We start from the raw sequence: 26,245 nt of genomic DNA, 5'->3' as shown, positions 1-26,245 counted from the left end.
GCACCGCCCGGTGCGTCCGCGCGTTCGTCGTGTGTTCCCCGCGCGTTCTCCCGCGGACGGCGACACCGAGCCCCAACCCCCCGGTGGTATCAGGTGAATCCCTGAGCCGCCCTGAGGGTCGGGAGGAGATCCCCTCCACCCTGGGGAGGTGGAGCCAGCCCCACTTCTACACCCTGGGGGGGAGATGCCATCGCGACCTGGGGCCGATCCGCTGGCGGGCGATGTCTCCTAGTTTGTAGGACATGACCACGCCCAGGACAGTCCAGCCGGTCTCGCCGCTGACGTTCACCTCCTATGTGCGGGCCCGTGGCCCGGTGCTGCTGCGCACCGCCCGTTCGCTCACCTCCAACCCCAACGACGCCGAGGACCTGCTGCAGACGGCGCTCACCAAGACCTACCTGGCCTGGGAGCGGATCGAGGATCACCGGGCGCTGGACGGCTATGTTCGGCGTGCTTTGGTCAACACGCGCACCTCCCAGTGGCGCAAGCGCCGCGTCGACGAGTACGCGGTCGACGAGCTGCCCGAGCCCGACCCGCTGCCGCAGCCCGACCCGGCCGAGCAGCAGGCGGTCCGGGACGCGATGTGGCAGGCGGTGCTCCGCCTCCCCGACCGTCAGCGCGCCATGGTCGTGCTGAGGTACTACGAGGACATGAGCGAGGCCGCCACCGCCGAGCTGCTCGGCGTCTCCGTCGGCACCGTGAAGTCGGCCGTCTCCCGCGCCCTCGCCAAGCTCCGCGAGGACGGCGAGCTGGCCGCGGTCACCCGGCCTGAGGCCCCCGAGTCGCTCACCGAGCGCGCGGTGGCCGCCCGCGAGGACGCACGCGCCATGGCCGCCTGAGCGCGACCACCGGGTCCGGCATCCGCCGGCACGGTGGTCGCCGCTCGCGCGTCAGCCCGCGCCGTTCTTCGCGCACGGCCCGTCCGTCCGCTTCGGTCCGCTCCCGTCAGTGCGCGCCGATCTTCGTCAGCAGGTCCACGATCTTGGCCTGCACCTCCGGCTGCGTCGAACGCTCCGCGAGGAAGAGCACCGTCTCCCCCGAGGCCAGCTGGGGCAGCTGCGCCGGGTCCATGTCGGCCGCCGTGTAGACCACGAACGGGGTGCGGTTCAGCAGGTCGTTGACGCGCAGCCAGTCGATGATGCCGGCCCGCCGCCTGCGCACCTGGTGCAGGTCCATCACCACCAGGTTCGGCCGCAGCTGGGCCGCCAGCTCCATCGCCGCCGCGTCCGAGGGCGCGTGCGCCGACTGCATCCCGCGCCGCTCCAGCGAGGCCGCCAACGCGTCGGCGATCACCTGCCGCTCCTCCACCAGCAGCACCCTGGGCGGATGCTGCTCGCTGTCCCTCGGGGCCAACGCCTTCAGCAGCACCGCGGGATCGGCCCCGTAGGCCGCCTCCCGGCTCGCCTGCCCCAGCCCCGCCGTCACCAGCACCGGCACCTCCGCCGCCACGGCGGCGGCGCGCAACGACTGGAGCGCCGTCCTGGTGATCGGCCCGGTCAGCGGGTCGACGAAGAGCGCGGCCGGATACGCCGCGATCTGCGCGTCGACCTCCTCCCGCGAGTGGACGATCACCGGCCGGTAGCCACGGTCGGTCAGCGCCTGCTGCGTGGAGACGTCCGGCTCCGGCCAGACCAGTAGCCGACGCGGGTTGTCCAACGGCTCCGGCGGCAACTCGTCGTCCGCGGGGCCCTGTTGACGCAGCGCGCCGCCGTGCTCGCCCTGCGCCTCGGTCACCTCGACCGCGCCGTTCGGGCCGTCCAGCGGCTCAGGCCCTTCGGCCGTGCCGGCAGCCGGCGCGCCGATCGCGTACTCACGCCCCCGGTCCTGCGCCTCCGCCGGCGCGGGCGGCGCGGGAGCGGCGCCGGCGGGCGCCGGGCGGTTGAGACGGGGGTCGTCGTCGGACGGCGGCGCGGCGAGCTTGCGCCGCCGGGTCGGCGTCTGCTGCACGGGCTGCGCCGGAACGGCCGGGGGCGCCTGCCCGGGGCCCTGCCCCGGCGCTTCCGGGGCCTGCTGCGGACCGATGGCCCTGACCTGCGGCGGCACCGGAACGCCCTGCCCGAGCGTCTGCACGCTCACGCCGGGGGCGTGCTGCTCGGGACGCGCGCGCTCGCTGCCCGGCATGGGCAACGCGCGCGGGCGCTGGGGCGCGGGCGCCGGCGCCATGCTGCCGTCGAGGATGGGGCTGGCCGCGACCACCGAGTGCTCGACGGGCGCCGGTTCCTCGGCCGCCGCCCCCTGCTCCGGCGGGGGCGCCTGCTCGGCCTGGCCCTGCGGGTCGGCCGTCTCCTGCGGGGCGGGGCCGTGCACCGGCGGCTCCTGCGCGGCGGTCGCCTGCTCGAACTCCGACTGCCCCGGGGGCATCTGCCCCGGCACGAGGGGCTGCCCCGGCGGGACCGCCTGCCCAGGCGGAACGGGCTGCCCCGGCAGAACGGATTGCTCAGGCGGAACGGGCTGCCCCGGCGGAACGGGCGTGGGCAGGTCGTAGGAGGTCGGCGCCGGCTCGGCGGGCACCGGCGCGCCCCGCGTCGGCAGCGCGGGCCGGCCGTCGACCGGCTGCGGCCCCTGCGGAGCCCCCGGTCCTTGCGGAGCCCCCGGCCCCTGTCCCTGCGGAACCCCCGGTCCCTGCGGGACGGGCGCCCCGTGCGGCACGGGCGTCCCCTGTGGAACGGGCGTCCCCTGCTGTCCCTGCGTCCCCTGCTGTCCCTGTGGGGTCTGCTCTCCCTGGGAGGTCGGCTGCCCCTGTGCGGTCGGCTGCCCCTGCTGCTGCACGGGCGACGCCTCGCCCGGCTCGGGCCCCGCCGCAGCGGTCGGCGAACCGAGCGCGATCGGCTCGCCGACCGCCTCCGCCTCGTCGTCCCTGGGCGGCAACGCCCGGCGCCGCCGCCCGGTCGGCTGCGCCTGCGGTGCGGGCTGGGGCTGCGGCTGCGCATCGGCGGCGGGCGCCAACTGCCCCGCCGCCGACGGGTCCTCGGCGGGGGCCAGGGCACGGCGGCGCCGGCCGTGCCCGCCCGCGCCGTTGGTGCCGTCGGCGACGCCGATGCCCCCCGGCGGGGTCGACGGGTCGTTCACCGGCACCGGAGTGCCGGGGGGCGTGGACTGGTCGGCCGCGCGCCGGCGACGGCGCCCCGAGCCGGTGTCCGGCACCGGCTCGATGGCGGCGGCCGGCCGCCGGGCCGGCGCCGGCCCGGCACCGTTCCCCTGCGCCCCGTCGCCGCTCCCGTTCTCGTTCCCGCTCCCGTGGGGCGCGGACTGCTCGGTGCCCCGCGCCGGCTCCGCCGGCACCGGCATCACCGTGGTGTCGCCGCTGGCGTCCCGGCTCCCGGCCGGCGCCACCAGCGGGGCCTTGCCGCCGCCGGCCGCCAGCGGGACCTCCAACACGAACGCCGAGGCCCCGCCCTGCCCCGGCACCTCGTGGGTCTGGAGCACGCCGCCGTGCTGCCGGACGATGCCGCGCACGATCGGCTCGTGGACCGGGTTCCCGCCGGGGTAGGGGCCCCGGACCTCGATCCGCACCACCTCGCCCCGCTGGGCGGCGGCGACCACGATGGTGGAGTCCCCGACCGTCGTCGTCGGAGCCTGACCGGTCGCGTCCACTCCGGCCACATCCGCGATCAGATGCGCCAGCGCCTGCGCCATGCGTTCGGGGTCAACCTCGGCCTCGATCGGGGGGGCGTGCACCGCGAACTGCGCGCGCCCGGGCCCGATCAGCTCGGTCGCCCCCTCGACACCGGCGGCCACCACGGTGTCCAACGAGACCCGCTTCAGCGCCAGCTTCTCCCGGCCCTCGTCCAGCCGTTGGTACCCGAGCACGTTGTCCACCAACGTGGTCATCCGCGCGTAACCGGCGGCCAGATGGTGCAGCACCTGGTTGGCCTCCGGCCACAGCTGCCCGGCCGGATCCGACGCCAGCGCCGTCAACTCGCCGCGCAACTGGTCGAGCGGGCCGCGCAGCCCGTCCCGCAACACCGACTGGAGCTGCGCGTGCCGAGCGGCCAGCGAGTCGTACGGGCGACGGTCCAGGAAGGTGAGCACCGCGCCCACCAGCTGGTCGCCGTCGCGCACCGGCGCCGTCGTCATGTTCACCGGGACCGGACGGCCGTCGCTGGTCCACAGCACCTGACCGCGCACCCGGTGCTTCCGCCCGGAGATCAGCGTGTCGTGGAGCGGGGTCTCCTCGAAGGCCAACGGCGTGCCGTCCGCCCGCGAGTGGTGCGCCAACGGGTGGAGCAGCTGCCCCCCGAGCTGGCTCGCCCGGTGCCCGAGGATCTGCGCGGCGGCCGGGTTGACCAGGACGATCCGACCCGCCGTGTCCACGCCGACCACGCCCTCGGACGCGGCGCGCAGGATCATCTCGGTCTGCCGCTGCTGCCTGACCAGCTCGGCCTCGGTGTCCAGGGTTCCGGTGAGGTCGCGTACCACCAGTACCAACAGCTCCTCGCCCGCGTGGTCGTCGGCGAACGCCGCCTCGATCGCCGAAGCGTAGGGTGTGCGCTGGGAGTTGAGGCCCGCGCTGGTCACCTCGACCTGGAGCTCGGAACCGTCGGTCCTGCGCGCCACCATCCGCGTGGGCTTCGTTCTGACGCTGGGGTCCTCCTCCGGGCGCCGCATGGAGCCCGGGATTCTGCGCGGGTCGAAGTCGGGCACGATGTCCAGCAGTCCGCGACCGATCAGCGGCGCCCCCGGGACCTCAAGGGTCTCGATGGCGATGGCGTTGGCGTTGACGACGGTGCCGTTGCCGTTCACCAGCAACAGCGCGTCGGGCAGCGCGTCGAGTATGGCGGCGAGGCGAGCAGCGCCCCTCGCTGGCCTGCTGCTCACGACGTCGGTTCCTCCCTTGACCCACGTTTTCCAGGTGCACGTAAGCCGTGCGTGTCGATAGAGGGAGTCTACGGCCAGGCGCAACCCACGCGGAGAGGCCCGGGAGAGCCGCCCTCAGGCCGCGCCGGAGTCCACCCCGGGCAGCACCGGCACCAGCCGGTCCCACCTGCTGATCTCGCAGCCGTTGTCCCGGTTGAACTCGGCGTCCACCCGCTCACCCCTCCACTGTCCCGTAACGCGCGCCGTGGCGGGGCCGCCGTACAGGAACGTGCAGACCGTCCCCTCCTCCACCGAGGCGAACGGCGCGTCCAACTCGGCCAGCCGCCCGCAGGCGTCGCCCGCCCGCGGGTGGGTGCCGCCTGCGGGCGCGCACGTCAGCTCGAAGGTGCCGTCGGCGTCACCGGCCCCGGAGACCGAGATCACCAGCCGGTCGGCCCCCGGCGCCTCGACGGAACGGGCGGCGGCGGGCCCGGAGGCCGAGAAGGCGGCGGCGACCGAGGCGGTGACCAGGGCCAGAGAGGCAAGAGTCCTGCGCGACATGGGAACGCTCCTGTAGGCGTCGAGTGCGGGCATGGGCTGCGGTGGGGCACCCGGGTAACGCGTGCTCCGCACTGCTAACGCTCCGGGACGCCACACGTTGCGCAACTCGACGCACGCGATCGGAGCACCTACGCTGGCAACCGATTGGCTGCGGCCGTTCGGGCTGTGGCATCATTTCCTCGCACCCGGCTATCGGCCGTGGTGCCAGGAGGCTTCGCCTAGTCTGGTCTATGGCGCCGCACTGCTAATGCGGTTTGGGGTAACCCCCCATCCCGGGTTCAAATCCCGGAGCCTCCGCCGCGCAGCTCCCGTCGGCCCCGGTCCCCAGGACCGGGGCCGACGCCGTTTCCGCAGGTCAGCCCCCCACCCCAGAACGATTTCGCCCCCGGGCCCCCGATCCTGTAACGTATCCCTCGTCGGAACGGGCCCCCAGCCCGCCGCCAAGCGCTCGTAGCTTAACGGATAGAGCATCTGACTACGGATCAGAAGGTTGCAGGTTCGAATCCTGCCGAGCGCGCAGCTCAGAGCCCCTTTTCGCCTCAGGCGGGAAGGGGCTCTCGCCGTTTCATCTCACGTTTTCTCACACAGGGTCCGAATCGGCGACTGGGAGAGCCGGCCGCGACAGCAGCTCTGAGAGCTTGTCCGCGCCCGCCCGAAGGCTCTCGGGGTCGGGGTGGACGTAGACCCGCTTGGTGAACCCGAGGTCCGCATGGCCGGCCCAGGCCGACACCACCGTGTCGGGTACGCCGTTGTTCGCCATCCACGACAGGCAGGCGTGCCGGGCGTCGTACAGGCGCACCTTCCGCACACCGACCCGCGCCATGAGCTTGTACGCCTCACGCCGCAGCTTGTCCGTCTTGAAGGGGCGCCCCAGCTCATCGACGGCCACCAGGCCCGAACCCTCGTACCCGGCACCCGCCTCCTTCTCCTCGACCAACTGGCGCAGCCGGAACACCCTCAACGCGGTGAGCACCGGGGCGGGGATCGGCAACGGCCGCTCGCCCGCCTCGGACTTGGCGTCCTTCTCCACCACCTGCCCGGCGGCCAGCGTCCGCGTGATCTCCACCGACAGCGCCCCGCCGCCCAGGTCCACGTCGATCCACCGAAGGCCGCACACCTCGGCCGGCCGGAGCCCGATCAGGGACAGCAGCATCACGGCGTACAGGCGGTCGTCCTGCACCCCGGTGAGGAACGCCTGCACCTCGGCCTGCGTCCAGGGCTTCCGCGCCTTCTGCTTCGCCCGGTGCTCCTTCCGGGCCTGCCGGGGGATCGTGACGAACTCGGCGACGTTCCGCGCGACGAGCTGCCGCCGGATCGCGAGGTTGAGGGCGGCCCTCAGCCGGCCGAGGGTGAGCTGCACGGTGCGCACCCCGACGCCGGTCCCCGGCTTGCCACCGATCCGGCGGGCGCTGGTCAGCATCCAGTCGACCAGGCCCTCGACGTCCTCTTCGGTGAGCTGCTGAAGGGGTTTGTGTCCGAGGTGGGTGCGCACGTACCGCATGGCGTCCTCGTAGGAGCGCTTGGTGTTCGCCTCGACGTCGCGGGTCGCCGTGGCGAGCCACACGTCGACCCACTCGGCGACCGTCGTCTTCGTCGGGATGACGAACGTCCCCGTGGCGCGCTGGTGCAGGATGCGGGCCCGCTCGTTCTTCGCCTCGGTCTTGTTGTCCCTGGTGATGGTGAGCTGCTTCCGCTTCCCGTCCTCACCCTGGCCGACGTCCACCACGAACCGCCAGCGCACCGTCCCGTCCTTCAGCACGACCTTCTTGATCGGGTCACCCATCCGTGTTCACCTCTCGGGTGGACAGAAGCCCGCGCTCCTCCAGCCACTCCGTCACCTGCGGCTCGAATACCTCGGGGTCGCTCTCTCTGAAGGTGCGCAGCAGCTCACCCCGATCCCCTTGATCGGCGCGGGTCATCCAGTCCTCGAACTGGAGGCGCTTCCGCCCGAGTGCAGCGATGGGGCGCGCGCCGGGGCCCGGTGCGGGCTGGAGGCCATAAGCCGTTGCCCCAACCTCGACGACATCGCGGGCGCCAGCGGCCGGAGTGAAGGAGCGGCGCCCGGGAGGGAGCCCGTATAGCTCGTATTCCAGCAGGACAGTTCGCGTGTCTCCGTCCGGGAGACGCAGAGGGCGCTCGTTGAAGGCCCACGCCCAAGCCACGTCTGCCGGGACTTCCCCAGCACCCGTGATCTCCGTGATCCTCGCAGGGTCGTCCACCGGCGGGAGCAGCAACGCGGCCGGTGAGACGTAGAACACGGTTGCGAACGCAGTCAAGTCATCGGCGGTGACCTGACGTTCGGCCTTCTCCATGCGTGTGATGCCCGAGGCAGGGATGTGTCGCCCAGCTCGTTCCAGCGCTGCGGACAGCTGTCGGGTCGTCAGTCCCCGAGCCTTCCGTAGGCGCGCGATGTTCGCGGCCACGGTCTTGCCGGTCGGTCCCGCCTCGATGGCGCGGCGTCCGCGCTGCTGCTCGCTCATGGGCAACAGACTAAGTCGTCGTTGGGTGCTTCTATCTGCCTTGTTGTCGGCTACCATCCGTCTCATGCGATGCAGCATAGTATTAATTGCTGCACGATGGGAACGCATGAGACGGAATGGAGCCCCAATGCCCAAGGAAGCGGCGGCCGAGCTGCTGACCCCCAAGCAGGTGTGCGAGGAGTACCCCGCCCTGTTCATCAACCCCCAGTCGCTCGCCGAGCGGCGCTGGCGTGGAACTGGCCCCGCCTACATCAAGACCTCGCCGAGCCGAGCCGGGCGCGTCTACTACCGGCGTGGCGCGATCGAAGCGTGGCTCGACGACCAGACCGTGCTCGGGGGTGCTGCCGCATGACCACCGGGAAGCAGCACATCCAGAAGGCGCCGACGCTCGCCGAGGTGAGGAAGTGGCCGGCCACCGTGAGCGTGACTCAAGCCGCGCGGGCGCTCGGGGTGTCCCCATCCCACCTGCACACCCTCATGCGCAACGACGCCTCGCCCGTGGAGTTCCTGCCGTTCGGAAAGACGCGCCGAGTCATCACGGCCGACCTGGTGGCCGTGCTCTCTGGCGAGAGGCGGGCGGCGGCATGACCCGAGACATGGAGAAGCCCGGGGCGGCTACCCCGGGCGTTCTCGGCGACCACTTGGCGGGTGGGTCTGGTGTGAGCGTACCGCCCCGGCGGGCGGCGCGTCAGCAGCTCGCGGCGAACCCCTTCGGGTTGTCGCTGGCCGAGGTGCGGGCGGAGGCCGCGCGGTGCGCCGCCCGGGGCTGGCAGTTGTGGGAGATCCGTACCCGGTTCTACCCCGAGGGGGGTGAGCCGCGGTGAGCGCGCGGACGCGCCCGGCGGACGTTGCCGCGCTGTGGGCGCAGGCGCAGGTGACGCGGCTTCTCGCCGAACTGCCCGAGGGCGCCGGGTTGCCGGAGTACGGCTCCCCGGAGTGGTTGCGGCTGGCGGGGGAGGACCCGCGGCGCGCGGCGGCGCTGATCGTGGCGGCCGAGGCGTGGCGCCGGCACGTCGACGACCAGGCCCGCCTTGATGAGCTGGCGGAGAGCGACCTGCACGCCTGGTACGGCGCGGTGTTCGGGCCGGCGGATGCTGAGGCGGCGCGGTTCCTGCGGCGTGAGCAGCTGTCCCGGTGGCCGACGTTCGCGGAGATCGTCGGCCGGCGCCGGTACGGGCCGATCCGCGAGGTGGTGGCCACCCCGGGGTGGTCGCCGATCGCGATTCCGGGGCGGCCCGGGTGGTGGCGCCACCTGATCGACGGAGGGCAGGTCGACCTGCCCAGCCGTGAAGTCCCCAAGCAGATGCGGGAGGCCGCGTGAGCCTCGATCCGACGGTGCGGCTGCTGATGCCGCCCGAGCCCGAGGAGCCGGAGCGTTCGGAGTCCGGCCGCCCGTGGCCGACGCTGCCGCCGGCCGCGCTCCACGGCACGCCGGGGGAGATCGTGCAGGCGATTCTCCCCCACACCGAGGCCGATCCGGCGGCGATGCTGTTCACCCTTTACACCGCCGCCGGGGCGATGATCGGCGCCCGGCCGCACGTGCTGACCGGTGGTGTGGAGCACGGGGCGCGGGTGTGGACGCTGGTGATCGGCCGGACGGCTGGCGGGATGAAGGGCACCTCCTTCGCCGAGGTCCGGCGCGTGCTGAAGGAGGCCGACCCCGAGTTCTGCGGCGAGAAGATCATGGGTGGCCTGTCGTCGGCTGAGGGTCTGATCCAGCAGGTTCGGGACGGTGCGGGGGATGACCCGGACGGGTCGGACTTCGACGAAGGCGTGCCGGACAAGCGGCTGTTGGTCATGGAGTCGGAGTTCGCCTCCGTGCTGGCCCAGGGCAAGCGGAAAGGCAACACGCTGCTGCCGACGATCCGGCAGGCGTGGGACGGCGGGACGCTGCGCACGATGACCATGCGGCCGAAGGTCGCCACCGACCCGCACATCGGGATCGTCGGCCACATCACCCCAACGGAGCTGCGGGCCAAGCTGAACGAGGCCGAGCGCGCCGGCGGCACGATGAACCGCTACCTGCCGGTGCTCTCCCGCCGCTCGAAGCTCCTGCCGGACGGCGGGGACCTCGGGGACGACGAACTGCGCTCCATGGGCGCCACGTTGCGCGCCGCGCTCGACAAGGCCCGGCACATCGGCCGCATGACCCGCACCCCGGCGGCAGCGAAGCACTGGCGCGCCCTGTACGCACGGCTGGCGGCCGACCACGCCGGGGATGGCCCCGTCGCCCAGGTCGTCGCGCGCGCCGCGCCCCAGGTGCTTCGGCTGTCGGTCACGGCCGCGCTGTTGGACGGCTCGGACCGGATCGACCTGCCCCACCTTCAGGCGGCCGAGGCCATGTGGTCCTACGCCGAGGACTCCGCCTGGTGGGTGTTCGGCAACAGCTCGGGCAACCCGGACCTGGACCGGTTGAAGGCGTTCGTCGACGCGGCCGGAGACGCCGGGGTGAGCCGGACCGGGGTGGTGGCCGAGTGCTTCGGACGCAACCGGACGAAGGCTCAGATCGATTCCCTGTGGGCCGATCTGCTGACCCTCGGTGGTTACGAGGAGTGGCGGAAGCCGACGGCAGGCAGGGCAGTGGTGGGGCTACGACGAAGGAAGGCTAAGTAACGAAGGAAGTCCGTGACCTGCATGTTCGTGCGGGGCTTTCTTCGCCTTAGTTCGTCCCGACGAAAGAAGCCCCAGAAGTAGATGGGGGCTGACCTGCATAGTTCGTTACTTCGCCTTCCTTCGTAGGTCAGCCCCCACCATCCCCCTCAATCCCCGTGGTGCACACGCACCGTTACCGAAGGAGGAGCAGTGAGCCGCTTCAACCAGACCGGGTACGTCGCCCGGTTCACCCGCGAGAAGGGCAAGCCCGACACCACGTTGGATGTCGTCGGCTGGCACCCGGAGACCGGTGACGCCCTCGTGGTCGACACCGCTACTGGTCAGCTGAGGGCGGCCGGTGGCGTGCGCGGGTTCGTTCGCCTCGATGCCGTGGACACCATCGTCGGGACGCTGCCCGCCGAGGGCTGGCGCGCGGTGTGGTGGCGGGACGGCGCCCAGGCCGTGGTGGAGCCCATCGCCGGATGGGTCGTCACGGGCGACGGGTGCGCCTACCCGATCGGTGTGGACGCCGGGGAGATGTACGGCGACGCCATCACCGGGCTGCCCGGGGAGATCGAGGGTGTCGAGCTGCTACCCCCGGGGCGGGAGCTGCCCGACGCCGACCCGGCCGTGCGCGCGGCCTGACCCCCGAGTGGGGGCGGGGGACCGCTCCTCGCCCCCACCCACCCCCATGCCCATCGCACCGTCGCGAACGGAAGGAGGACGAGCACATGTGGCATGACGAAGAGGACACCATCAAGCGCCGCACCGTGCGGGAGCGCGCGCGACGAGCGCGACAGCGGCAGCACCGCGCCGAGCTGGCGCGCGCTCGCGCGTGGGCCACGCGCCGCCGCACCAGCCGCGCGCGATGAAGCCCCGGGAGCGAACTCCCGGGGCTGGGGGGCGAGCTGGCGGAAGCTGCGTATCGTCGTCGCGCGCCGAGGTCGGCCTCAGGGTGCAGTACCGGTCGGCCGCCGGCGCCGTCGCGCTGAGCACTTCTGGCGGGGTAGGGGCGTTCGCATCGCTCTGACCTGCGGCGATGGAGACCGCCCAGGTGGTGAGACACACATTGCGGGGAGTTTCTATCTTTTGTGACCCGGCGTCACGACCGCCACGGAATGTCACCCATCCGAGGTAGAATGGGTGGGCCAGCCTGAACGGGCCGTCTGCGCGCATCGCGACGCGACAGACCATACGGATCAGGTCCGCCCCCCGGCAGCGAGGTGTGAATCGCGCCCCCGGTTGAGCCGCACGGCTCCCGGGCCCTGTCCTACCGCTACGCCCCTGGAGGGCCTATGCGTGCACACGGGGGGCGCTGATGACCCCCGAGTTCCTGCGGAAGACGCGCGCGGACATCATCGCGCTGATTGCCGCGATCGACCGGATCGAATCCGAGGCGGTCAAGGGTGGCCGCGACCTGACCGAGATGGAGCTGGAGACCGTGACCAAGGCAACCGAGATCGCGCAAGAGCTGACGAAGAACATCCAGGCGCGCGCCAAGGACATGGCGGCCGTGAGGGAGGCTAAGAGCCAGCCGAGGGAGTGGAAGGGCGGCAACCTGCACGAGCGCCGCCAGAGCGCTTGGCAGCACGCCCACGATGTCGTCATGGCGGCCAAGGACGCCGGCCGGCAGCTGACCGCCGAGGAGCAAGCCGACGCTAAGTCGGCACTGGCCGACGTCGACCGCTTCGACCAGCACATCGCCGAGGCGCAGCAGGCCAAGGCCACCTTCGACCAGGCGTTCACCGTCCCGGCCGGCCAGCCCCACGGCGGCGGGGCGAAGGCGAACCTGAACCCGCGGGTGAAGGCGGCCGGCGGCTCGATGTGGGGCGAGCAGGTACTCAAGCACCTTGCCGGCCCGTTCGGCGACTTCAAGGCGCTCGTCCAAGCCGGCTCGGTGCCGGTGACGGTCCCGCTCAACCCCGACCCGGTGCGCCTGGACGTGCCGGTGCTGGCCCTGCGTCAGCTCATCCCGCCGGTCAACAACAGCACCGGCTACTTCGCCTACATGCGGCAGACCGTGCGCGACAACAACGCCTCGGTCGTGGCCAAGGGTGCCAGGAAGCCGACCAGCTCCTACACCCTGGAGCGCATCGACGACCGGGTGCGGGTCATCGCCCACCTGTCGGAGCCGATCCCGCGACAGGACTTGGACGACGCGGCCATGCTGCGCACCTTCATCGACCAGGAGATGCGCCTCGGACTGGAGCTGGCCCTCGAAGACGAGATCGTCAACGGGGACGGCACGGGCGAACACTTCATGGGCCTGAGCAACGTCCCCGGCCACCAGGACCAGGAGTTCGTGACCGACATCCTGGTGACCGCCCGGAAGGCCGTGACTCGCTTGGAGCGCTACGGCTACGCCGCAACGGCCGGCTGGCTGATGTCCCCCGACGACTGGGAGGCGTTCGAGCTGACCCAGGACAACGAGGCGCGCTTCTACTTCGGCGGCCCCGTCGCCGCGGTCAACGCCGCCTCCCGCCGCCTGTGGGGCGTGCCCGTCGTCGTCTCCGAGGCCGCACCGACCGGCACGGCCTTCCTCGCCGACTTCGCCCAGACGCGCCTTCAGTCCCGCCAGGAAGGCGTCCTGGACTGGTCGGAGAACATGTACGACCCCAACGCCTTCCCCGACGAGACCGACCCCCAGACCCGGGGCGCCTCGGACTTCGAGCGCAACATGATCCGCTTCCGCTTCGAAGGCCGCTTCGGACTGGAGATCCTGCGCCCGTCCGCCATCGTCGAGGTGGACCTGTCGCAGGGCTCCTGACCCCCGGGGACGCCGGTTGGCGGGCCCGCGCGCTGGACTGATAGCGTTCGCGTCGCGCGCCCGCCGCCACCTGCCCGCACACGCGGGCATGGACCATGGTTCAACGCGCTGGCCGCGCACGCTCAACGGGCGGGCCTGCACACGCGGGCACGTATCGCCCCCCCGGATACCTGTCCGGTTTGCCCCGGACAGTCACCCGGACATCGCCCGTAATGCCCCGGTATGCGGGGCGGACAGGCGCCCGGACGGTCCCTGTCGCGTCCACCCCCTGACCACCCCCCTGTCCGAGGGGCAGACCGGGGCAAACCGGACAGGTGTCCGGGGTGCATCCCGGGGCATACCGGGCAGCAGCAGTCCTGCTATGGCGGTGCTACCCGGTGCTAAAGCCCAGGTCGGCAGGTGCTATGCCGCTGCTATGGCAGCAGCGAACCAAGATCCCTTAGCAGGGGTGTAGCACCTCGCGACCTGCGGCTTAGCGCCCGGTAGCAGCGCGTTAGCACCCCCATAGCAGCCAGGAATGCCCCGGTATGACCCCCGCTCGAAGGGGTGCTCAAGGGGTGCTCAGAAAACGATCACCGCAGGTCACAGCCGCTCAAGCAGGTGCTCAGCGGGTGCTCAACCCGAGCGCCCTAGCACCCGCTGAGCACCTGCTGAGCAGTCGCTGACCTGCGACGGAGCACCGCCGAGCACCCCTTCGAGCACCTGCTTTGCCCCGATATGCCGCCCGTAGCCGAACGTGACGAACGAGTGTGGGCCCACGGCTCCGAGGTCCGCTTCGCCCCGATTCCTCCGAGGCGATGGCGTGGCGATGAGAGGCGACGGTGCAGGTCAGAGAGGTGATGGCGTGGCGATGGAGGGGGTGTTCGAGGCGATGGCATCGCCTCGATGGGCGGGTTCATCGCCTCGGCGTCGCCACGCTGACCTGCGGCATCGCCACGCGTCCCCACGCCATCGCCTCGACAGCTTGCCCGCCTTGTCCCGTTACGTTCGCCGCTACGAGGTCGGTACGGCTGGCGGTCTGGTCGGTACGCGTACCGACCACCGGGGACGGCGTACCGGTCTCGTCCCGTCTGCGACCTGCGGCGAAGTTCGGCGTACCGACCCCGTACCGGCAGGCATCACGGGGTGAACCGGACAGCCTCAAGGGTGCGGACTGAGCCCGCACCCTTCTTGCCGGACCTGGCAAAAAGCCTGGTCAGCGAGGTTGCGAGACCTCGTAGGTGCCGGCCACAGGGGAGTTCACAGCTTGGACATCCGGAGGTCGGTTGTCAGGGGAAGACCGCCTCGGTCGGGTCGGAGGGGGGCGGGCAGTTCTCTACCGCCTCATCCACGAAGACCTCAACCACGGCGTCCATCACTTCGCCCTCGAAGGCCCGCGGCAGGGCGCGGAGCCCTGCTGCCCCTTCGTCCCTGTAGACCCGACACAGCTCCCTCAACTCTGAGGGGGTCATGAGTTGCAGCTCCAGCTGGGCGAGTTGCCAGCCGCGTTCTTCGGTCGAGATGTCCTCGCGTTCCGGCTCCTCCTCCCCCGAGGAGCAGGCGCCCAGTAAGACCGCGCTCAACGCCAACCCTGCGGCTGCTCTCCGCACCGCGCCCCCTCGCCCCACACGCTGACACGTTGACTGGCTCAGGCTACCGGTCGCCGTAGAGCCTCGGGGCCCTTTCCGCCCAGGGGGCCGGGGTTCGCCGAGGGGTGGGCGGCACGCTGTTCCGGTCGCCTGCCGGAGGGGCGTGGAGCCCTTTACGCCCAAGGGCTCTGGGCGCCTCGGTGTGCGGTCGCTGAGGGGTCTGCGTGGGGCGCACACCCCTTGGGCGGAAAGGGAAGCGGGCGGGATGCTGGCGGGGTGGTTCGGGGCCGGCTGGCTGGGTGTCGCCGAGGGGCGTGGAGCCCAGTCGGGAATTGGGGTGTGGGCCTCTCGCGGGGTCTGCCGGGGAGGGGTCGGGAACGCCTCGGAGACCTTGGGGGCAAAGGGCGGGAACGGGTTCGCGGGCGGTCGGCGATGGCCGGGTGAGACCCGCTCTCCTGAGGCGGTGCTCGGCCCGCTGGCGGGCCAGTGTCGGTGCTGGTCGCATCGCAAATGCCCGCCCCCGGAGCGGGTCGTGTTCCCGCAGGTCGTTCCTCAAGTCCCCCGGGTGTTTCCGTCGCCCGGGGCGACGGTATCCGGGGTGGGTTGTCGCAGGTCGATTCCCAAAAGGGGGTGGGCGGTGCCGGGGACGACGAACGGGCCGCCCGCGACCGGCCCCCTGGGGGAGGGGCAGGGTGCGGACGGCCCGTCAGGGGGCGGTCGGCTCAGGCGGCCGGCTGGCGGCTCTCGGCGTCGATCCGGGCCAGCAGTCCGCGGGCCTCGACCAGGCGCTCGCGGGTGGCGTCCAACTGCGCGATGAAGGCGTCCAGGCCCCGGGCGTCCACCTCGACGGAGTTGTCGGTGTGCCCGTCTTGGGGCAGGAGCCAGACGCTCACCCCGGCCGGGCCCGGGGTGGTGGAGTGCTGGCGCAGTTCCGCCGTGAGCAGCGGCCACCGGCTCGCCGGTCGGTAGCCGGCGCGGTCCTTGGGCAACTCCAGCTCGACGGGTTCCGTGGAGTGGAACATGTCGTCGGCCGGGTCGTCCCAGTAGGCGTGGTCGGTGACGCACCAGTCGGGGCACTCCACCGTCATCCTGCCGCCGCCCAGGGTGCGGCCGGTGTAGGTCTTCTTCATCGCGTGCTCCTGTGGGTGTCCTCGAAGTGGGTCAGGCCGTCGTTCATCAGCAGCTCGACCGGGACGCCTCCGGCCCGCCAGCCGCACCCGGGGGCGGTGCAGCGCACCGTCCGGCCGGCGCCCTCGCCCTCGACCACGACGGGCGTGGCCAGTCCGGGGTAGGTGCGGTCGATGGCGTCGGCGGCCCGCAGGATCAGGGCCCGCTCGTCGGCGGGCCGCTCGGTGAAGCCCTTCCACACCAGGTCGGCCTGGTCGTCCCGCTCGGCGCCGGACGCCTCGGACAGCCACACCTCGACCTGGTCCCGGATCATCTCGGCGCTCATCGCCTCCAGGTCCAGGCCGCCCAGCTCGGACAGCCGGTTGAGGAGCGCGGCGAGCAGCTGGTCGCGATCCAGCGCCAGCGCCACGCGCACGACCGCCCGCAGCGGCCCGCGCTCGGACCAGCCGTTGACCGACGTCGGCCCGTAGGCCGCCGGCAACGCCTCGGTGCTCGGCTCGATGTGGGTCGTCATGCCGCCACCCCCTGCCGCTCGTCGGCGGCCAGCACCGCGCCGAGGGCGCGCTCCACGGCCGTGCGGATGGCCTCGGCGGCGCCGCGAGCGTCCTTCGCGGCCAGTCGGCCGGCCGCGCTGTCCCCGCGCAGGGCCTCGAACACGAAGGTGTGGGCGTCGGTGATGAAGGCGCGCACCGCCCGCTCCAGCTCCGGCAGGCTCGGGGCGCGCTCCTCGCTCTCCTCGGCCTCGATGAGCGGGTAGAGCATGTCGTCGCCGACGTACTGGGGCTCCCACACCAGCGGCATGGAGTCCCGGTACAGGGCCAGCACCTTCTCGTGCTCGGCGGGAATGAGGGTCGTCTCCCCGCCTTCGGGGGTGTAGAACATGGTCATGGCTCCCACTTCCTGATCTGGTGTGGTCGTGGATCGTTGGGGCCGCCACCCGCCCCAGGGATCGCACCCCTGGGGCGGGCACCGGTCGTTCAGATGCCCAGCCGGTTCCGCAACCGGCGGGACTTCGGGACGGGCCGGCCGTCCAAGTAGGTGAAGTCGGGCTTGTTCATCGGGCAGTCGGTGAAGTCACCCCGCCGCAGTCGGCGGCCGATCCGCTTCTCCAAGCAGCCGACGCACAGGAACCCGCCGTAGTTCTCCATGCGGGCCTTGGCCCACACCGGGTCGTGCACCATGAAGAACTCGTCCTTGATGCTGCTGTGGCAGTCGACGCACCAGCCCTTCTCGCGGGACTCTCGGCCGATCGGGTCGGCGTAGGGGTCCTTCCGCGCCGGGCGCTTCTTCGGGAAGAACAGCATCAGACCCCCCGAGTCCGGGGGAGCGTCAGCCGGTAGCTGGACCGCCGGGAGCTGGCGCGCGCGTCCTTCCGCTCGGCCTTCCTCAGGGTCTCCGCGTGGCGGGCGGCGGCCCGCTGGCCGTAGCTGGCCTCCCGCTCGATGGCGGCCAGCACCTGGTTCTGGCGGCTGGTCGGGGCCGAGGTCCCCGCGTCCTTCGTGGCGGCCCGCAGGTGCCGCAGCGCGGCCTCCAGGTGCGCGTCACGGGCGGACTGCCCGGCGTCCATCACGGCCACCTGGTAGGTGGTGCAGATGGTGATGCGGTCCGGCGCGAACACGGCCGCCGGGGAGAGGTGGGGCTGGTTCCAGCCCTCGGGGATCTGCTGCTCGTTGGGGGTGGGCACTGTGGGCTCCTTCCTTCGGCCGGGCCTGTCCCGGCTCCCCAGCCGCCCCCGAGGGGACGGCCAGGCAGCCGTCAGGCCGCGGGCTCGAAGTTCTCCGGGCGGAAGGTGGACAGCACCGCCCACACCACCGGCCACGGCAGGGCGTCGGCCTTCGCGTTGTTGCACGGCTCGCACGCCAGCCGCAGGTTCCGCGGCTTGTTCACCGGCCACAGCCGGTAGGGGATGAAGTGGTCCAGCGTCACGTCCGACAAGTCCTCGGCGAACCGGTGACCGCAGTAGAAGCACTGCGACCCGTCCCGCTCGACCAGGTAGGCCCTGATCTGCCGCCGGGTGTCACCGGTCAGACGCGGGTAGCCCTTGCGCTTCTTCGCGCTCACCGGTCCGCCCCCTTCTGGGGCACGCCGGGAAGGTCGAACGACTCCGGCAACCACACCTCGTTGCCCTTGTGTCGGAAGTTCCACTGAAGCCAGACGTCCGAGACGACCTTCAGCGCCTTCTCGTAGTCGCGCCCGTAGTGCCTCAGTCGCCACTCGTCGGCCATCAGGTTGTTGCGCCACTGAGCGAGGATCTTCAACAGGTCGTCGAAGTACTCCTGCACGTCATCCGGCTCGCCCAGCTCCTCCTCGATGGACCACAACTTCTCGACGGTCAGACCCACGAAGTGGGCGGCCGGCCGGGACATCCTCACGACGCACCCCCGACCGTGCTCACGTTCCGGGCGATGGCGGCGCGTACCAGCCGCATCCCGTGCCGGTCCCGCATGGCGTGGGCCACCCGCAGGGCCTCGAACAGGTCCAGCAGCGCCGGCGCCGGCCGCACCGAGCGGGAGACCGCCGCCACGGCGGCCCCCTCCGTCGGCCGCGCCACGTACCCGGCCCTCACCGGTCCGCGCCCGTCTCGCGCCGGCCGTTCCGACCCTCGGCGACCAGGCGCCGCACCTCGGCCGCGACCGTCTCCATCGAGGCGGCGAACTCCTCGGCCTCATCCAGCGTCAACACCCCGCCGTCCGTCCCGTCCCCCAGGTCGGCGGACAGCCCCGCCGGCTCGCCGTAGTCGTCGTCGGCGTACAGGTGGAAGGAAGCGATCGAGATGGGCTCGGTCAGGTTGATGGGCTTGCCGGGGAAGAGCAGGCGCACCGCGCGGCTCTCGTGCTCCTGCGGGCTCACCGCGTCGTCGCCGTGGTCGCACCATGAGAAGCACGGGGTGGGCTCCGGCTGGGGGTTGGGCCACTCGGTACGGCTGTGCCAGTGCAGGTGGTCCCCGGTGTGGTTCATCGGCAGCTGGCAGGGCCAGCCGTGCGGCGGGGTCAGGGCGTCGACCGGGCTCCGGTCGTAGCAGGGCGGGGTGTTCCGCGCGAGCGGGCGGTACGCAACCCGGCGGCCCGTGATGCGGGCCCGGATCTCCGCCAAGCTGAGCGACAGGCCCTCGGTAGCGGACGGCCGGCGCTCCGGCTCGTCGTCGCTGAAGGTGGGGTTCGGGATCGTGAGGCTCATGCCGCCGCCCCCGCCTTCTCCAGCTCGTCGGCGCCCCGGTCCAGCGCGTCGGCGAACTCCCGGACCTGGGTGGCGAAGGCGCGGACCTCGGCCGAGTCGGTGATGGTGTCCTGGATCAGGCTGTACACGTCCAGGTCGCGCCGGTCGCTGTCCGGGTACGACACCAGCGTCAGGTACCCGAGGGACGTGGCGGCCAAGTCCACGGTGCACGTGCCCTCGTGGTGCATGGTCCCGTTGCAGTTGGCCAGGCGGCACCGGGGCTCACCGGTCAGCTCACCGAGCGGGATACCGCGGGCCTCGGCATAGGAGCGGAGCGAGGAGAGCGGGATACGAAGGGTGCCCCGGCCCGTGCCGACACGGTAGGAGTCCAGTTCGCCAGCGGCCACGGCCGCGTACACGGACCCGGTGGAGGTGCCGATAATGTCGGCCACCTCTCGGGCCCTTAGGGCGGTAACCTTGGTGTGCATCGAAGAGTCCCATCTCGTAGATGCGTCGGCCCTGGCGGGCGCGGTGGTCGCAACACCGCGAGCCCCCGCCGGGGCCATTGACATGTTTGACCCGTTCCTCCCTGTCCGGGAGGTGGGCACGCATCTAGGATGTTCTAGAAGACCCCGCAGAGTCAACAGGCTTCCCAGAATATTCTAGAAGGGTGATGATTTGATGGTTCCCGATCCTTCGGGGCAGGCTCCGTACCGGCGCATCTCGGACGCGATCATCGCGAGGATCGAGAACGGCGAGCTTCAGCCCGGGGACCGCGTGCCCTCGGTGGCGGAGATCATGGCCACCGAGGGGGTTAGCCGGGGCACCGCCGCCCGTGTCCCCGGAGTGCTGCGAGCTGAGGGGTACGCCGTCGCGACACCCGGCGTCGGCACCATCGTGAGCGAGCGAAAGAAGGCCCGAGTCGGTGCGGAGCGCCTGACCCGCCAGCAAGCCGGCGGCCCGAGCCTCGAAGACGACGAGCAAGTCGAGATCCTCGGCGCCCAGATGGAGCCCGCCAACCAGGAAGTCGCGGACGCTCTCGGCCTGGTTCCCGGCGAAGACGTTGTGCGCCGCCGCCGCCGATACCTCGACGCATCGGGCGTGGCGGCCGTCTCGACGACGTGGATCGCTGGCGGCATCGCCGAAGTCGCGCCGGAACTGCTGAACGACGGGCCGCTCCCCAAGATGACCTTCGGGCTGATCGAGGAACGCACGGGGAGGCGCGTGGCCCGGCGGCGGGACACCGTGGGCAACCGACGCGTCCCAGAGGACATCGCGGAGCACCTGGAAGTGGAAGCCGGCACCGAGGTGCTCACGCTGGTGAACTGCTACTGGGACCAGCACGGTGAGCCGACCGAGTTCGCCATCGACTACCACGGCCCCGGTCGGCAACTGTCCGCCGAGTACGACGTGAGCTGACGTCTCACGCTCATCTCACACGCATGAGTCAGGGGCCCACCGAACGGGCCCCTGACCAGCACGTATGCCGCCTCACATGCTCCACATGCACGGTGAGCACGGTTTTAGGTTCACTACGGATCAGAAGGTTGCAGGTTCGAATCCTGCCGAGCGCGCACCAGCTCAAAGGCCCTGTCGAGTGATCGACGGGGCTTTTTGCATGGGCCTTGACGCCCACGGTTGACGCCAACCGTCACTCGCGGGAGTGGTTCACGGCGCGGGCGCCCGTCGCCCGGATCTCTGCCGTCCCGTGAGCCTCCTGGAACGCACCCCTGTCGGACCGTCGCTGACCGTCCTATGATCGCTACTCCACGTACGAGGGGTGGGGCATGGCCGCGGGGGGATCTGCGTCGCGACGGGCTCAGGAAGCGCGTCGCCAGGAGCGGTTGCTGCGGGAGCAGTGGCAGGCGGCTCGGCGGGAGGCGTACAGGTGGGAGGCCGCCAGCGAGGGTGAGCAGGCCGTGGCCGCACAGCTTCTGTTGCTGACGGAGCGCGGCTGGCGGCTGCTGGTGGACCGGAAGTGGCCGGGGACCCGGGCCGCCAACGTGGACATGATCCTGGTCGGTCCCGGTGGCGTGTTCGTGCTGGACGTGAAGAACTGGCGTTCCGCCCCCGAGGTCGCCCAGGGGACCCTCCGCGCGGGTGGTCACAACCGCGACGAGCACGTCGCCAAGCTCCTGGCGGTGACCAGGAGCGCCGAGGCGGCGGTGGCTTCGCTCGGGATGTCGCCGGTCGCGGTGCGGCCGCTGATGGTCTTCGCCGGGCGCGGGCTCGACGCCGAACTGGGGCGCGTCCGGCTGCTGGGCGAGCGCGAGGTCGGCCCCGCGCTGTTGTCGGAACGCCTTCGGCTGCCGGCCGACTCCGTCCGTGCCATAGCCGACCACCTGGAGCGCGCCTTCCCCGAGTACGAGGTCTCGGGCGTGGCGCCCCCGGCGTCGGAACGGCGGATGTTCGCACCGGAGCCCGCCGATGGCCTGTTCGACATCCGAGGGCTGACCGAGGCGGCCATGGAGGAGGCGTTGCGCGCCCCGATCGAGCAGTGGATGACGTTTCTCCACCCGGACCAGGTGGCCCTGGTGCGGCGCAACTGGTCAGGTCCCGCTCGCATCAGTGGGCCGGCCGGTACCGGAAAGACCGTCGTCGGTCTGCACCGCGCCGCTCATCTCGCCCAGCGCGGCAGCGGCCGCGTTCTCTACATCACCTTCGCCAGGAATCTGCACCGGGTGCAGGCCACCTTTCTCAGAACGATGTCGCCGGCGGTCGCCGGCAGGGTCGACTTCCGCGGACTGCACGCCTGGGCGCAGGAGTTCCTCCAGGACCGTGGCGTCCGGGTGCGTCTCAACGGCGAGAAGGTTGATACCGCCTTCGGCTTCGCCTGGAAGAACGTGGGCAGGGACAGCTGTCTCGCCGAAATCGACGACGCCCCCGGATACTGGCGCGAGGAGATCGACTACGTCATCAAGGGGCGGGGCATCACCTCGTTCGAGGAGTACGCCGGTGTGTCCCGCCGTCGCCGACGCGCGCGACTCGGGCGGGAACACCGGCGGGCGGTGTGGAACCTCTTCGAGGAGTACCAGTCCCGGCTCGCCGAACGCGGGGTCCACGATTTCCAGGACGTGCTCGCGCTCGCCCTGGCAGAAGCCCGTCGCGAAACGGGTCAACGCCCCTACGCGGCGGTCATCGTGGACGAGGTGCAGGATCTGACACTGGTCGGCGTCCGTCTTCTGCACGCGCTCGTCGGGGACGCGCCGAACGGGCTTCTGCTGGTGGGGGACGGGCAACAGGCCGTGTATCCGGGTGGGTTCCGCCTGTCCGAAGCGGGTATCGACATCCGCGGTGACCGTGGGCAGGTGCTGCGCACCAACTACCGCAACAGCAAGGAGATCCTCGACGCCGCGCTGGCCGTGGTCGCCGACGACCCCTTCGAGGACATCGACGGCCTGCGCACTCCCGGGCGTCGGGACGTCGACCTGACCTACCACGACGGTCAGGTGGTTCGCGTCGTGAAGGCGTCAACGGCCGAGCACGACCAAGCCCTTCTGGACGCGCTGCGGGCCCTGCCGCCCGACGCCCGCCGCGACAGCGCGGTGCTCTGCGCCTCGGTGCGGGCCATCAGCCACTACCAGCGGCTTCTCGATCGGGCCGGGATGCGGGTGTGCCTGCTGGAGCACTACGACGGCAATCCCGTCGAGGCCGTCAAGCTCGGAAGCTACCACCGCGCCAAGGGGCTGGAGTTCAAGCGGGTGTTCCTGCCCGACCACGACGCGACCGCCCACGTGGGTGTCCGGGATTCCCAGGAGGAAATCTCGGACACGGTACGCGAGCGACGCGAACTCTCCCGCAGCCGCCTCTTCGTGGCCATGACGCGGGCGCGGGACGTGCTCTGGCTGGGCAGCGTGCGACGACACCCGGCGGGGTGACGGGGGGACGATTCTTGCCGTCGCCCTGGACGGATGAGGAGATCGCTCGCCCGGGCCGTCGGGAGTCGTTCCGTGGGACGCGACCACCAGTTCGTCTCGACCGTCGTGCGCGGAGTCCGTCGGAAGCGAGGGCTCGTTGCGGCGCACGAAGTTCTTTCGACGGCCCGACCGCGTCGCCGTGAGTCGGGGACCGTTTACTCCGTCGTCGAACGGTCGGCCCACCGCGGCTGATGTCTCCTTCGGCGGTGGTGACCACGTGCTTCCCCCGTGGGACCGTACTCACCGCCGCGCTGGGGGAGCAGCGGATTCAGGAACTCGGGCGATCGTCACACGGTCGTGATGCCAGTACTCGATCAGAATCATCTCGTCGATCGCGAACAGCCAGATGTCATCGCTTGTCGCGATCACTTCGTCGGCGTGCCGGGCAACGCTTCGTGCCGGAAGGGCGACTGAGGGGATAGTGAGGTTTCCCCATGTGAGGACGACGAGGGAATCCCTCGACATGTACTTCCGGACAGATCGTGCGAGCAGAATATCCTCCGGGTCGGCCTGGTCGGCGAGCACATACTGCGCGAGGTGTGCGCAGTTGTCCCAGTCCAGGCCCTGCCAGCGAGTCACAGGAAAGCGAGCGACGCCCATATCGTAGAAGTGGTCGCTTTCGGCGCGAGTGAGAAGCATCGCCTCCGCCCGCTCCTCGGCGCTGAGGCTCCCGAGGAGGTCATCCAGACGTTGACGAAAGGTGCCGTATTGGTCGGTTGCCGGCGTCATCGGTTCATCCTACTCAGCGCGTTGAGCATCCCCTGTTCGGTTCCCTCCCAAGGGACGGCTCAACGCTGCCCTTCAGCACCCCTGCCGATCTCCACGTTGAAGTGCGGTCCCTTCCCCGGATCGTAATCCATGCGAAAGCGCTTCCAGGTGCCGTCGACGACGGTTTCGAACCCGACCACCTGTCCGTGCGTCGCGGCGGACTCAAGTCGCCCAACGTACGGTTGCCGCGTGTGTGGGTTGATGTCGCCCAGGAGTTCCAAGGCGCGGTTTCGGGCTTGGTTGATATCGGCATACGTTTCGGTGACCTGCTCGGGTTGGCGGCGAGGTCGCGCCGGGTGGGCGGCCAGGCCGAGGGGGTCCGTCCACGTGTGAGGGTTGTGTACATAGGCGTAGTGGTTCGGGGCGGGGCCGAGTCCGAGGGGATCCGGGGACGTGTAGCGCGCCGTTTCCGGGTCATAATGGCGCAGGAAATTGTAGTGCCAACCTGACTCCGGATCTGCGTACTGCCCAGGGAAGCGAAGCGGTGTGTTCGCTGCTTCTCCCCGCGCGTACTGAAAGTCGGTTCCCAGTACGCAATTCTGTGAACGCCACGCGACATTTCCTGTCGTGTCAACGAGCTCAGTGGGCGTGCCGATCAGGTCAGTGACGATTGCGTAGAATCGCTTGTCTGATTCCCTTTCTGTTGAGGTTTCCGACTGGGTGACGGGCCGTTGGCCGAGGTAGTCCCAAGTCAGGACGGTTTCGCGGTCAGAACAGCCATGGGTGCCGGACTGTTCGACGAGTTCAGTGCCCGACCACGCAAAGCTGACCCGAGCGGTTCTCTCCCCCTGTTCATTGAGCTGTTCCTTCTCGATCCGACGCCCCAGTGGGTCGTAGCGATATCGCCAGATCGCGCCATCGGGGGTTCTGACCGCGGTGAGCCGATCCTCCTCGTCCCAGGTGTACTGCCAGGTGTCCGGCTTTCTCGAGATTCTGGTCTTGACGCGGAGAACCGTGCGTCCGGCACCGTCGTAGCTGAATCGTGTGGCGCCCGCCTGTGCAACGCGCGAACCGTCATAGTCGTGTTCGCCCTGAGGGCTCACCAGCTGATTACCCGCCGCGTCGTAGACGTATCGTTCTGTCGCTACGGGAGTGGTGACAGCGGTGATACGTCCCACCGCGTCCAGTGAGTACCGCGTTATCGAGTCGGTCGTATCAGTGACGCCGGTCAGGTAGTGGTCGGGGCGGTAGGTGAACGCACGGCGCAGTATGACGCGGTTTTCGGAGGTGACGACCTGGTTGGCCATACGGCCAGATGGGTCCCAGGTGTGGTTCAGCGAGATCCCGGACGGGAGGGCGCGTGCAATCTCACGATCCGCTGCATCATAGCTGAATACCAAATTTTGATCAGCGGTCTTCAAGGACGTCGGCATTCCCGATGCGTTGTAGTCCCAGGTGCTGGTGTGACCGCTAGGAGTGGTACGGGTGCGCATACGACCCAGCCGGTCGCGCGAGTAGGTCACGTTGAGACCGTTGATGCTCTCCGAAACGATGTGGCCCCCTGGGTCACGTTCGATCACTACCTCCGCGTGCGTATTCGAGGCGCGAACCAAACGACCGAGCGGATCGTAGGCGAAGGTGGAGGTTTCGCTCGCTGAGGCCTTCGTGATCAGATTTCCACACACGTCGTGCCGAAACCGCACGCTTTGACCCAACGCGTTGGTGCGCTCTAGCAACTCGCCGTTAGCATCGAGTGCGTAGGTGACACTGCGGTTGTCGAAGTCGGACTCCGCGATCAACCGACCGGCTGCGTCGTACGTGTAGTCCCAGGTGTGCCCCTGGGGATTCGCAACACGGATGACATTCAATTCGGTGTCGTGAATGAACTCGTATCGGGCCCCGTCTGGATCGGTCTGGACCTTGAGCTGGTCGAACACCCCGTACTCGAAATGAGTGGTCCCGCCGTTCTCGTCCGTGTGGGACAGGCAGTTCCCCTCGGCGTCCCATGCCCAGGTCTGGACACCGTTTAGCGGGTCACTTCGTCGAAGGGGCTTCCCTTCTGTGGTGTACTCCGTGTGGCTCGTCGCCCCGAGCGGGTCGGTGACACGTGTCAGCCGGCCGAATGCATCACGGTCATAGCGGGTCGCTCTTTCCATCGCGTTCGTCAAGGAGCGAGGAAGGCCTGCCGCGTCGCAGTGGATCCTGTTGATGTTGCCAGCAGCATCGACGACACTCGCCAGACCTCCGTGGTCGTCGAAGGTGTACCGAGTGCGACGCCCGGCGGGATCCAGCAGCGCGACGCGATTTCCAGCGGTGTCGTATGCCTGTCGCCACACCGATCCGTCTGCGTGGACGAGCTCCGTTGTCTGACCGAACTCGTTGTACTCGGCCCGTATCTCTCTACCGTCGGGGCGGACGACAGCGGTCACATTCCCGTGCTCGTCGTATTCGTAGCGGGTGGTGTGGCCGAGGGGGTTGGTGGTGGTGAGGGTGTGGTCGTAGCGGTCCCAGGTGTGGGTGGTGGTGTGGCCGAGGGGGTTGGTTTCGGCGGTGAGTTGGTAGCTGTCGTTG

General features: G+C 70.5%; 28 protein-coding genes and 2 tRNA genes. 13 read left to right on the top strand and 17 right to left on the bottom strand.

The annotated features are described in order from the left end of the window. Positions 1 to 242: 242 nt before the first annotated feature. Positions 243 to 839, top strand: a complete 597-nt coding sequence (locus CRP51_RS17310; protein WP_097232140.1) for a SigE family RNA polymerase sigma factor — start codon at positions 243 to 245, stop codon at positions 837 to 839. Positions 840 to 945: 106 nt separating this feature from the next. Here the strand turns inward: CRP51_RS17310 and CRP51_RS17305 are convergent, their stop codons facing one another. Then, the gene (locus tag CRP51_RS17305; protein WP_097232139.1) at positions 946 to 4,818 is read right to left on the bottom strand and encodes a hybrid sensor histidine kinase/response regulator; all 3,873 of its coding nucleotides are present in this window, start codon (positions 4,816 to 4,818) and stop codon (positions 946 to 948) included. A gap of 114 nt (positions 4,819 to 4,932) precedes the next feature. Then, positions 4,933 to 5,358, bottom strand: a complete 426-nt coding sequence (locus CRP51_RS17300; RefSeq protein WP_097232138.1) for an SSI family serine proteinase inhibitor — start codon at positions 5,356 to 5,358, stop codon at positions 4,933 to 4,935. A gap of 207 nt (positions 5,359 to 5,565) precedes the next feature. Here CRP51_RS17300 and CRP51_RS17295 point away from each other — a divergent pair. After that, positions 5,566 to 5,655 (top strand) — tRNA-Ser (locus tag CRP51_RS17295). A gap of 147 nt (positions 5,656 to 5,802) precedes the next feature. After that, positions 5,803 to 5,875, top strand: a tRNA-Arg gene (locus CRP51_RS17290). Positions 5,876 to 5,938: 63 nt separating this feature from the next. Here CRP51_RS17290 and CRP51_RS17285 read toward each other — a convergent pair. Beyond that, positions 5,939 to 7,141 carry a tyrosine-type recombinase/integrase gene (locus CRP51_RS17285; RefSeq protein WP_097232137.1) on the bottom strand — a complete coding sequence of 401 codons (1,203 nt, stop codon included), beginning with the start codon at positions 7,139 to 7,141 and terminating at the stop codon, positions 5,939 to 5,941. After that, on the bottom strand, positions 7,134 to 7,838 hold the full coding sequence (locus CRP51_RS17280; protein WP_097232136.1) for a helix-turn-helix domain-containing protein: 705 nt from the start codon (positions 7,836 to 7,838) through the stop codon (positions 7,134 to 7,136). The genes CRP51_RS17285 and CRP51_RS17280 overlap by 8 nt, the downstream gene beginning before the upstream one ends. Positions 7,839 to 7,965: 127 nt before the next feature. On the opposite strand from CRP51_RS17280, the gene CRP51_RS17275 reads away from it, so the two are divergent. The 8 genes from CRP51_RS17275 to CRP51_RS17245 all read left to right on the top strand — a co-directional run bounded on the left by CRP51_RS17275 (position 7,966) and on the right by CRP51_RS17245 (position 13,197). Further along, complete coding sequence (locus tag CRP51_RS17275) at positions 7,966 to 8,190, top strand: helix-turn-helix transcriptional regulator (protein WP_097232135.1); 225 nt, start codon at positions 7,966 to 7,968, stop codon at positions 8,188 to 8,190. Then, positions 8,187 to 8,426, top strand: coding sequence for a hypothetical protein (locus CRP51_RS17270; RefSeq protein ID WP_097232134.1), 240 nt, complete (start codon positions 8,187 to 8,189; stop codon positions 8,424 to 8,426). The genes CRP51_RS17275 and CRP51_RS17270 overlap by 4 nt, the downstream gene beginning before the upstream one ends. Before the next feature lie 71 nt (positions 8,427 to 8,497). After that, a complete protein-coding gene (locus CRP51_RS28905) occupies positions 8,498 to 8,662 on the top strand; it encodes a hypothetical protein (protein ID WP_170970589.1) in 165 nt (54 codons plus the stop codon). After that, positions 8,659 to 9,159, top strand: coding sequence for a DUF2742 domain-containing protein (locus tag CRP51_RS17260; protein WP_245880645.1), 501 nt, complete (start codon positions 8,659 to 8,661; stop codon positions 9,157 to 9,159). Before CRP51_RS28905 ends, CRP51_RS17260 begins: the two co-directional genes overlap by 4 nt. Further along, a complete protein-coding gene (locus tag CRP51_RS17255) occupies positions 9,156 to 10,451 on the top strand; it encodes a DUF3987 domain-containing protein (RefSeq protein ID WP_097232132.1) in 1,296 nt (431 codons plus the stop codon). The genes CRP51_RS17260 and CRP51_RS17255 overlap by 4 nt, the downstream gene beginning before the upstream one ends. Positions 10,452 to 10,640: 189 nt before the next feature. Next, the gene (locus tag CRP51_RS17250) at positions 10,641 to 11,075 is read left to right on the top strand and encodes a hypothetical protein (RefSeq protein ID WP_097232131.1); all 435 of its coding nucleotides are present in this window, start codon (positions 10,641 to 10,643) and stop codon (positions 11,073 to 11,075) included. A gap of 86 nt (positions 11,076 to 11,161) precedes the next feature. Continuing rightward, positions 11,162 to 11,302 carry a hypothetical protein gene (locus tag CRP51_RS28900; protein WP_170970588.1) on the top strand — a complete coding sequence of 47 codons (141 nt, stop codon included), beginning with the start codon at positions 11,162 to 11,164 and terminating at the stop codon, positions 11,300 to 11,302. 446 nt (positions 11,303 to 11,748) lie between these two features. Further along, entirely contained in the window at positions 11,749 to 13,197 is a 1,449-nt protein-coding gene (locus tag CRP51_RS17245) for a phage major capsid protein (RefSeq protein WP_097232130.1), read from the top strand. A gap of 1,268 nt (positions 13,198 to 14,465) precedes the next feature. Here CRP51_RS17245 and CRP51_RS17240 read toward each other — a convergent pair. The 11 genes from CRP51_RS17240 to CRP51_RS17190 form a co-directional block, all read right to left on the bottom strand. Further along, the gene (locus tag CRP51_RS17240; RefSeq protein ID WP_141514622.1) at positions 14,466 to 14,759 is read right to left on the bottom strand and encodes a hypothetical protein; all 294 of its coding nucleotides are present in this window, start codon (positions 14,757 to 14,759) and stop codon (positions 14,466 to 14,468) included. A gap of 728 nt (positions 14,760 to 15,487) precedes the next feature. Next, positions 15,488 to 15,895, bottom strand: coding sequence for a DUF6907 domain-containing protein (locus tag CRP51_RS17235; RefSeq protein ID WP_097232128.1), 408 nt, complete (start codon positions 15,893 to 15,895; stop codon positions 15,488 to 15,490). After that, positions 15,892 to 16,407 carry a hypothetical protein gene (locus CRP51_RS17230; RefSeq protein WP_097232127.1) on the bottom strand — a complete coding sequence of 172 codons (516 nt, stop codon included), beginning with the start codon at positions 16,405 to 16,407 and terminating at the stop codon, positions 15,892 to 15,894. The genes CRP51_RS17235 and CRP51_RS17230 overlap by 4 nt, the downstream gene beginning before the upstream one ends. Beyond that, positions 16,404 to 16,781: a hypothetical protein gene (locus CRP51_RS17225; protein WP_097232126.1), complete on the bottom strand. Its 378-nt coding sequence runs from the start codon at positions 16,779 to 16,781 to the stop codon at positions 16,404 to 16,406. Before CRP51_RS17225 ends, CRP51_RS17230 begins: the two co-directional genes overlap by 4 nt. Positions 16,782 to 16,870: 89 nt before the next feature. Then, positions 16,871 to 17,197, bottom strand: coding sequence for a hypothetical protein (locus CRP51_RS17220; RefSeq protein WP_097232125.1), 327 nt, complete (start codon positions 17,195 to 17,197; stop codon positions 16,871 to 16,873). Next, on the bottom strand, positions 17,197 to 17,577 hold the full coding sequence (locus CRP51_RS17215; protein WP_097232124.1) for a hypothetical protein: 381 nt from the start codon (positions 17,575 to 17,577) through the stop codon (positions 17,197 to 17,199). The genes CRP51_RS17220 and CRP51_RS17215 overlap by 1 nt, the downstream gene beginning before the upstream one ends. A 71-nt stretch (positions 17,578 to 17,648) precedes the next feature. Next, entirely contained in the window at positions 17,649 to 17,954 is a 306-nt protein-coding gene (locus CRP51_RS17210) for an HNH endonuclease (RefSeq protein WP_097232123.1), read from the bottom strand. Further along, a complete protein-coding gene (locus CRP51_RS17205; protein WP_141514621.1) occupies positions 17,951 to 18,265 on the bottom strand; it encodes a hypothetical protein in 315 nt (104 codons plus the stop codon). Before CRP51_RS17205 ends, CRP51_RS17210 begins: the two co-directional genes overlap by 4 nt. Beyond that, positions 18,262 to 18,444: a hypothetical protein gene (locus CRP51_RS17200; RefSeq protein ID WP_245880644.1), complete on the bottom strand. Its 183-nt coding sequence runs from the start codon at positions 18,442 to 18,444 to the stop codon at positions 18,262 to 18,264. Before CRP51_RS17200 ends, CRP51_RS17205 begins: the two co-directional genes overlap by 4 nt. A gap of 11 nt (positions 18,445 to 18,455) precedes the next feature. Next, positions 18,456 to 19,070: a DUF6907 domain-containing protein gene (locus CRP51_RS17195; protein WP_097232120.1), complete on the bottom strand. Its 615-nt coding sequence runs from the start codon at positions 19,068 to 19,070 to the stop codon at positions 18,456 to 18,458. Further along, positions 19,067 to 19,537, bottom strand: a complete 471-nt coding sequence (locus tag CRP51_RS17190; RefSeq protein ID WP_342749062.1) for a helix-turn-helix domain-containing protein — start codon at positions 19,535 to 19,537, stop codon at positions 19,067 to 19,069. Before CRP51_RS17190 ends, CRP51_RS17195 begins: the two co-directional genes overlap by 4 nt. 193 nt (positions 19,538 to 19,730) lie before the next feature. Here CRP51_RS17190 and CRP51_RS17185 point away from each other — a divergent pair, with 193 nt between their 5' ends. Together CRP51_RS17185 and CRP51_RS17180 are read left to right on the top strand one after the other, a co-directional pair. Beyond that, a complete protein-coding gene (locus CRP51_RS17185) occupies positions 19,731 to 20,468 on the top strand; it encodes a GntR family transcriptional regulator (RefSeq protein WP_097232118.1) in 738 nt (245 codons plus the stop codon). 368 nt (positions 20,469 to 20,836) lie between these two features. After that, positions 20,837 to 22,927, top strand: coding sequence for a nuclease-related domain-containing DEAD/DEAH box helicase (locus CRP51_RS17180; protein WP_097232117.1), 2,091 nt, complete (start codon positions 20,837 to 20,839; stop codon positions 22,925 to 22,927). A 279-nt stretch (positions 22,928 to 23,206) separates the two neighbouring features. Here the strand turns inward: CRP51_RS17180 and CRP51_RS17175 are convergent, their stop codons facing one another. Further along, complete coding sequence (locus CRP51_RS17175; RefSeq protein WP_097232116.1) at positions 23,207 to 23,695, bottom strand: CDI toxin immunity protein; 489 nt, start codon at positions 23,693 to 23,695, stop codon at positions 23,207 to 23,209. A 59-nt stretch (positions 23,696 to 23,754) separates the two neighbouring features. Continuing rightward, a partial coding sequence (locus tag CRP51_RS17170) for an RHS repeat-associated core domain-containing protein (RefSeq protein ID WP_141514620.1) occupies positions 23,755 to 26,245 on the bottom strand: 2,491 nt, incomplete at its 5' end.

This window comes from Streptomyces zhaozhouensis, assembly GCF_900230195.1.
GTDB lineage: Bacteria > Actinomycetota > Actinomycetes > Streptomycetales > Streptomycetaceae > Streptomyces > Streptomyces zhaozhouensis.
The sequence above is the reverse complement of the archived record's forward strand: the minus strand, read 5'-3'. Positions and strand labels throughout refer to the sequence as shown.

Bases quoted from the DNA above. Each gene is read 5' to 3' on its own strand.
- CRP51_RS17280 (WP_097232136.1), bottom strand. From the start codon at position 7,838: ATGAGCGAGCAGCAGCGCGGACGCCGCGCCATCGAGGCGGGACCGACC.
- CRP51_RS17185 (WP_097232118.1), top strand. From the start codon at position 19,731: ATGGTTCCCGATCCTTCGGGGCAGGCTCCGTACCGGCGCATCTCGGAC.
- CRP51_RS17310 (WP_097232140.1), top strand. From the start codon at position 243: ATGACCACGCCCAGGACAGTCCAGCCGGTCTCGCCGCTGACGTTCACC.
- CRP51_RS17180 (WP_097232117.1), top strand. From the start codon at position 20,837: ATGGCCGCGGGGGGATCTGCGTCGCGACGGGCTCAGGAAGCGCGTCGC.
- CRP51_RS17235 (WP_097232128.1), bottom strand. From the start codon at position 15,895: ATGAAGAAGACCTACACCGGCCGCACCCTGGGCGGCGGCAGGATGACG.
- CRP51_RS17300 (WP_097232138.1), bottom strand. From the start codon at position 5,358: ATGTCGCGCAGGACTCTTGCCTCTCTGGCCCTGGTCACCGCCTCGGTC.
- CRP51_RS17245 (WP_097232130.1), top strand. From the start codon at position 11,749: ATGACCCCCGAGTTCCTGCGGAAGACGCGCGCGGACATCATCGCGCTG.
- CRP51_RS17285 (WP_097232137.1), bottom strand. From the start codon at position 7,141: ATGGGTGACCCGATCAAGAAGGTCGTGCTGAAGGACGGGACGGTGCGC.
- CRP51_RS17220 (WP_097232125.1), bottom strand. From the start codon at position 17,197: ATGCTGTTCTTCCCGAAGAAGCGCCCGGCGCGGAAGGACCCCTACGCC.
- CRP51_RS17275 (WP_097232135.1), top strand. From the start codon at position 7,966: ATGCCCAAGGAAGCGGCGGCCGAGCTGCTGACCCCCAAGCAGGTGTGC.
- CRP51_RS17230 (WP_097232127.1), bottom strand. From the start codon at position 16,407: ATGACGACCCACATCGAGCCGAGCACCGAGGCGTTGCCGGCGGCCTAC.
- CRP51_RS17195 (WP_097232120.1), bottom strand. From the start codon at position 19,070: ATGAGCCTCACGATCCCGAACCCCACCTTCAGCGACGACGAGCCGGAG.
- CRP51_RS28900 (WP_170970588.1), top strand. From the start codon at position 11,162: ATGTGGCATGACGAAGAGGACACCATCAAGCGCCGCACCGTGCGGGAG.
- CRP51_RS17225 (WP_097232126.1), bottom strand. From the start codon at position 16,781: ATGACCATGTTCTACACCCCCGAAGGCGGGGAGACGACCCTCATTCCC.
- CRP51_RS17270 (WP_097232134.1), top strand. From the start codon at position 8,187: ATGACCACCGGGAAGCAGCACATCCAGAAGGCGCCGACGCTCGCCGAG.
- CRP51_RS17175 (WP_097232116.1), bottom strand. From the start codon at position 23,695: ATGACGCCGGCAACCGACCAATACGGCACCTTTCGTCAACGTCTGGAT.
- CRP51_RS17190 (WP_342749062.1), bottom strand. From the start codon at position 19,537: ATGCACACCAAGGTTACCGCCCTAAGGGCCCGAGAGGTGGCCGACATT.